We start from the raw sequence: 6,000 nt of genomic DNA, 5'->3' as shown, positions 1-6,000 counted from the left end.
TGGCGGCACCACGGACTACAGCATCGTGCGCCCCCTCTCCTGGGCCTCCCTGGATCGCACCGCCCGCAGCAATCCGGATGCCGCGGAGTTCTTCTCCCTCATCGGCACGGGCTATGACTTCCAGTTCGGCAACTTCACCGTGGGTCCTCAGCTCAGCGCCCAATACACCCACCTGGAGATGGACGGCGTGAAGGAAACCGGGGCTGGTGTGCTCAACCTGGGCCTGGATGACTCCACCAGCGAAAGCTTCCGCACCTACCTGGGCGGCCGCCTTGCCTACACCCTCCATGCCAGCGAGACCGTCACCATCATTCCCGAACTGCGGGTGTTCTGGCAGCACGAGTTCCTCCAAGATGACGAAACTCTGCACGCCCGTCTCGACGGCGGTCGCGGCCCCGGCTTCGAATACCGCAGCTCCAACAACGACCGCGACGCCGTGTTCGTCGGCGCTGGTGTCGGCGTTCAGGTGGGCACAGAGCTCTACTTCAATGTGTACTACAATGCCGACTTCGGTCGCGGCGATGACGGCAACCACGCAGTGTCTGCGAGCATGAACTTCAAGTTTTAGTTCAGTCTAGTTCGCAGAGCCAACACCTGTTCCACCTGCCCCGGTCTCCACACGCGAGACCGGGGCTTTTTGCTCCCATCGCGCACGTCCCCGGCGACCTCAAACCGGCCCCTTATAATCAATCCACCACCTCCTGTTCGCCGTCAGGGTTGGAGTTCCGTCCCCGCATGCGGGACGGTCAGGACGCGCCATCCCCGATCCGGCAACCAAGGCGGTCGCCCTGCAACCCAGAGGATTTGAACGCGGGCATTGGCACAGTACGTCCAAAGGCCGCCTCGCGGCGATGAAGCACCCCTTGGACACACGGTCGCAGCACACGAGGCAGACGTCGCATACACAGAAGTTAGTGCCTCCTCACGTCGACAACTACGATCGGTTTTGCCAGCCTCACGGCAGAAGGAATCCTCAAACACCTTCTGTATCCGCACTCATCCCGATGGCTCACGCCTCGGCTCTCCCTCACTGGTCTTTGATCGCCAACCACCCAGCACCCTGTAGTTGTCGACGTGAGGAGGCACTAACTGAGGCGTCTGCAAGCTTCGCCTTCGCCGATGCCACCAAGTTTTCCTGTAATGCCCTAGAACCTACTGGTTGGGAAACGTGGGTTCACTTTTGGCATGTGACCGCACCTTCAGCACTACCCATCCTCCTCTTCATCTTCCCCATCCCCGCCCCCACTCATGAACAACTCCAGCATCTCTCTGCTGAAAACGACGTCATCATCATAGTCCCGCAGAAACCGGTTCAACGCGGGCGTCAGCGACTTCTCCTGATCCATCCTCGTGCCATCGATCAATCGACGCAGGGTGCCCACGGTAATGGGCCGCGCCTCTCCCAGTTCATATCTCACTTTCACAAATGTCCAGATGAAGCGCAAGGGGCGGGCCCATTCCCTCCGCTTGCCTGTCGCCGTCAGTTCACGGAGCTTCGCGTCATCCTCAATCAGCCAGTGAAACTTGGCTTCTGGATGGATGCTCTCCGTCGTCTCATAGGTCGTGCCCGCCACCTGCCGGAAATTCCAGATCTTGGAAAAGTCTTCGCCGCCGGGGACAATCATGTCATCAAACCGGAAGAGAGCGGGGCAGATGTCGGAGTTCATACGCAGGATGCGAAAGGGAGGGTCTCTGCGAAAGCGAGGTCTTCGATTTCCGACAGAGTCACACAAACGGCAGCCACACCAGATTCCTTTGTAAAACAAAGAAAAACCTTCGGGAGTCAAACTCCTCGCGCTAGCTTTTATCCGGGCCAATCAACTGCCGACTGCCTATAGGATCCTTCTACGCCTCGTCTTCGTCACCCTCCCTCCTCACTCACAAACAACACCAGCATCACCTTTCCGAATACGGCACAGGCATCGTCAGGGACTTCTCCTTGTGGCTTAAGTCCGGCGAGGCAGGCACAATCAAGCGCCAGCTCATGTCTGACATCTTGTGTCTTCTAGTCTTGTGTCTTCCATTCACATATCCCGCCCACCCACCGGTGCATTCAAACACTCGCGCACCATGTGGGCCAGCTTGTGGGTGGTAAAAGGTTTGGGCAGGAACCACACATCCTCGGAAAGGGCAATGTTGCGGTTCAAGAGTTCCACACTGTAGCCGCTGGTGAACAGCACCCGGATGTCCGGCCGTGCATCACGGAGCATGTCCGCCAGATCCTTGCCGCTGATGCCCTCGGGCATGACCATGTCCGTCAGCAGGAGATCGATCCGTTCCGGATGGTCCTCCACCACCTTGAGCGCCTGACGCCCGGAGCCGGCCTCCAGCACGTGATAACCGAAGTGCTTGAGCGTCATCTTGGACACGAGACGCAGCGCCGGCTCATCGTCCACCAGGAGAATGGTCTCGTGCCCTCCCGTCGCCTTGGGTTCCGCCTCTATGGGATGCATGGGCGACTTCACTGCGGCGCGACAAGCGGGCAGCAGGATTTGGAACTCCGTACCCACTCCCAGCTGACTGGAAACCCGCACCAGGCCCCCATGCTGCCTCACGATGCCGTGCACCGTGGCAAGGCCCAGGCCCGTGCCTTGATTGACCTCCTTGGTGGTGAAGAAGGGCTCAAAGATGCGCGTCAGATTCTCCACCGGAATGCCGCAACCAGTGTCCGTCACCTTAATAAGGGCCGCCAGACCCACACGCGCATCTGCATGCTGCCGGGCCTCATCCTCCGTGATGACCGCCGAGCCCGTGTGCACCGTGAGCGTGCCGCCTTTGGACATGGCATCGCGGGCGTTCACCGCCAGATTCAGAATGATCTGCTCCATCATGCCCTGGTCCGCCATCACACCGGGCAGGTCGGTGGCCGCCTCCACCTGCAGCGTGACATGTTCGCCCAGCGTCCGCCTCAGCAGGGTGATCATGTTCTGCACCACGCCATTGAGGTCCAGCTCACGCGGTTGCATGATCTGTTTCCGGCTGAAGGTAAGCAATTGCCGGGTCAGGCTCGAGGCGCGCTCCACCGAGGCTGAGATCTCCCGCACCCCGTCCGCCGGAGCAATGTCTCCCGACTGCAAGAGCGAGGCATAGCCCTGGATGACGGTGAGGATGTTGTTGAAGTCATGGGCCACTCCGCCGGCCAGCTGGCCCACCGCCTCCATCTTCTGCGACTGGCGGAACTGCTCCTCCAGCTTCTTGCGCTGGGTCACATCCTGGATCTGCGCGGTGAAATGCAGCGGCCGACCCTTGCCATCACGCACCAGGGAGACGGAGAGAAGCGCGGAGACCACCGCACCCCCCTTGTGGATGTAGCGCTTCTCCATCTGGTAGCTGTTGCGGTCGCCCGCCAGCGTCTTGCGCAGCAGGCCCATGTCCGCCTGGAGATCATCAGCATGGGTTATTTCCTGAAAGGTCTTCGCCATCAGCTCCTCCGCCGTGTAGCCGAACATGGCACAGAGGGCGGCATTGACCTTGAGGAAGTGCCCGTCGGTGCCCACCAGGGCCATGCCGATGGCCGCTGATTCAAAGGAACTGGAGAAACGCGCCTCGCTGGTGCGCAGGGCCTCCTCAGCCCGCTTGCGTTCACTGATGTCCCGCATCACTGCCTGCACAATGGTGCGTCCGCCGACATGCAGGGCATTGACGCTGATCTCCGCATCAAAGATGCTGCCATCGGGACGTTTCACGAGCCATTCAAAGAGTCGCCGGGGCCCTTTTTCCTCCACGCTGAACCGCTCCGTCACACCATCCCGGGCCTGCCTGCCATCAGGCTGCAGTTCTGCAGAGATGTCGAGCGGCGAGCGGCCGATGATCTTGTCGCGACTGCAGGCAAGCAGCTGGAGAGCGCGCTCATTGCAGTCCACGAACTTCAGCCCATTGAGGATGAAGATGCCGTCCAGGGAGGACTCAAAAAGCGACTGATACCGGCCCTCACTCTCGCGCATGCGCTGCTCCACCAGGAGACGGCGGTCTCGCTCAGAGACCATCACATTCTGACGCCAGATAATCAATACCACCGCCAGCGCGGAGGCGATGTCCACCGAGATCTGCACCGCGGGCGAGAACTGCCGGAAGGTCTCTGCCAGCACCACGCTGATGACGGCCAGCATCGCCAGCACCAGCGGCAGCATGCGCAGCGCCACTTCGCACGGGCGTTCCATCCGCGGATGGTTGATCCCTTGAACCCGCCACGTCATTGCTCCGTAGCCGAGCACAAGGTTGGCCAGGGAGAAGAGCAGGTTGAACCAGGTCCCGTCAGCCAGTTTTTCCTGGAGTTGCAGGATGTTCCACTGCATCCACACCATCCCAGTGCCCGCCAGCGCCAGTAGAAAGAGCATCCAGCTCGCACGGGGCAGAAGCCGCAGCGTGAGGGCTAGAACCACGCCGATCCACAGCGCGCCCAGCAGCGTCACCGGGTAGGCCACCAGCAACAGCAGGGGCACTGGCCCCATCTCCCCCTGACTGGGAAGATAGAGCGTGAGGACAAATGCCGTCGCCCCCACGCCGAGTGCCGCGGCGTCCAGGGTGGCCACCCGAAGTTCGGGTTTGGAAGTATTGGCCCGCAGGCACTGCCAGAGCCCTACAGCGCAGCATGGCCCCAATGCCGAATAGAGAATGTCTGCGGGGGCGGGAAACGGGTTCCACCCTGTCACCACCTGAATGTCCCAGATGATCTGCCCAGCCGCATTGGCCAGCAAGCCCCAGGCAAACCAGCGACGCACGCTCTTCTCCCCTGGCGAAGCCGTTTTCACTCCGTGCCACCCCAGCCAGGCGGCCACCACGAAGCACAGCGTCCAGTGAAAGTTGTCCAGGAACTGGATCACCGGCACGCTGACCCCCGTCTGGCTGATCCCGTAGGCTGCCAGGGACAGCAGGACTGCGGACAGCAGCACCACCTTCGGCAATCGCGAAGGTGGAGAACCGCTGGGGGCAGAGGGTCCTAGCATTGAGAGAGAGTCTGCCAGATTACATTCATCTGAAAATTATAACAAGTATAAACCTCCATCTCACATCGTCCGAAAGGACTACTTTGAGTCGAACAAAATTTGCGTGACAACCTGCTGCTCAATTCTTTAATGCGCCTTCGAAGCGGCTGTTCATCAACACCTCCTACCACTCACCTGGAAAGTCCATCGAAGGCAATCGCAATACCAGGGGTGGCAGCGGCGAGGATGTTACCTTGTATCTTGAAGACCATCCGGGAAAGTAGCCACCCGCCTCCCGATGCTTAGACATAGATCTGCGCCATGCGCCGCCAGTAGTAGCCGCTGTGGGCGCGGTCCTCCCAGAAATGGATCTGGTGCCCGATGCCCTTGCACTGGAGGATGGAGCTGAGCAGCTCATTGTTCTCCCGGAAGGGATCTTCCTTCCCGATGGTCAGCACGATGTCCATCTCCTTCAGCCGGTTGAGCTGCCGGGGGCAGTCCACCTTGGGCAGGAAGTGCGTGGGGGTGTGCTCATGCACACTGTCGCTGTAGTAGCCGGAGAACAAATTGCTGAAGTGCTCCACATTCAACGTGAGGTCATACCTGCCAGAGAAGGCGGCGAGCTTTTTGAAAAGGTGCGGATGACGGAAGGCGATGTTCGCCGCCTGATAGGCCCCCAGACTGCAACCATGAGCGATGACACAGGGATCGGGGTTGCGGGAGTTCATGAAGGGGAACACCTCATGCAGGATGTATTCCTCGTACTGCGCATGACGGCGTATCCGGTCTTCCGGATGAGCCCACGGGCAGTAGAGACTCTCCCCGTAGATGCCATCCACACAGAAAAACTGGAGCTGCCCGGCCTCGATCTTTTCCTGCAGCATGAGCGGGATGCGCAGATCCTCGTACTCGTAGAAGCGACCCTCGCGCGTGGGGAAGACCAGCACCTTGGCACCGGCATGACCGATCACAAGGAGCTCCATCTCGCGGCTCAGCCGCCAGCTCCACCACTTGTGATACTCGCGATTCATGAGGGATCTGACAGCAGAAAGTACCGCCACCGTCCCCAATTTAC

4 protein-coding genes are annotated in these 6,000 nt (G+C 60.2%); 1 reads left to right on the top strand and 3 read right to left on the bottom strand.

Annotation, left to right across the window (positions count from 1 at the left end; genetic code table 11):
- A partial coding sequence (locus BV034_RS00790) for an autotransporter outer membrane beta-barrel domain-containing protein (protein WP_265592490.1) occupies nucleotides 1-568 on the top strand: 568 nt, incomplete at its 5' end.
- Between the two features lie 637 nt (nucleotides 569-1,205).
- On the opposite strand, the gene BV034_RS00785 is transcribed toward BV034_RS00790, so the two are convergent.
- The 3 genes from BV034_RS00785 to BV034_RS00775 all read right to left on the bottom strand — a co-directional run bounded on the left by BV034_RS00785 (nucleotide 1,206) and on the right by BV034_RS00775 (nucleotide 5,956).
- Nucleotides 1,206-1,667: a hypothetical protein gene (locus BV034_RS00785; protein ID WP_050023143.1), complete on the bottom strand. Its 462-nt coding sequence runs from the start codon at nucleotides 1,665-1,667 to the stop codon at nucleotides 1,206-1,208.
- A 357-nt stretch (nucleotides 1,668-2,024) separates the two neighbouring features.
- Nucleotides 2,025-4,946: a PAS domain S-box protein gene (locus BV034_RS00780; RefSeq protein ID WP_081887489.1), complete on the bottom strand. Its 2,922-nt coding sequence runs from the start codon at nucleotides 4,944-4,946 to the stop codon at nucleotides 2,025-2,027.
- A gap of 281 nt (nucleotides 4,947-5,227) precedes the next feature.
- Entirely contained in the window at nucleotides 5,228-5,956 is a 729-nt protein-coding gene (locus BV034_RS00775; protein ID WP_050023139.1) for an alpha/beta hydrolase-fold protein, read from the bottom strand.
- Between the last annotated feature and the right edge of the window lie 44 nt (nucleotides 5,957-6,000).

Origin of the sequence: Verrucomicrobium sp. BvORR034 (genome assembly GCF_000739635.1) — a bacterium.
GTDB lineage: Bacteria > Verrucomicrobiota > Verrucomicrobiia > Verrucomicrobiales > Verrucomicrobiaceae > Verrucomicrobium.
The sequence above is the reverse complement of the archived record's forward strand: the minus strand, read 5'-3'. Positions and strand labels throughout refer to the sequence as shown.

Bases quoted from the DNA above. Each gene is read 5' to 3' on its own strand.
- BV034_RS00780 (WP_081887489.1), bottom strand. From the start codon at position 4,946: ATGCTAGGACCCTCTGCCCCCAGCGGTTCTCCACCTTCGCGATTGCCG.
- BV034_RS00775 (WP_050023139.1), bottom strand. From the start codon at position 5,956: ATGAATCGCGAGTATCACAAGTGGTGGAGCTGGCGGCTGAGCCGCGAG.
- BV034_RS00785 (WP_050023143.1), bottom strand. From the start codon at position 1,667: ATGAACTCCGACATCTGCCCCGCTCTCTTCCGGTTTGATGACATGATT.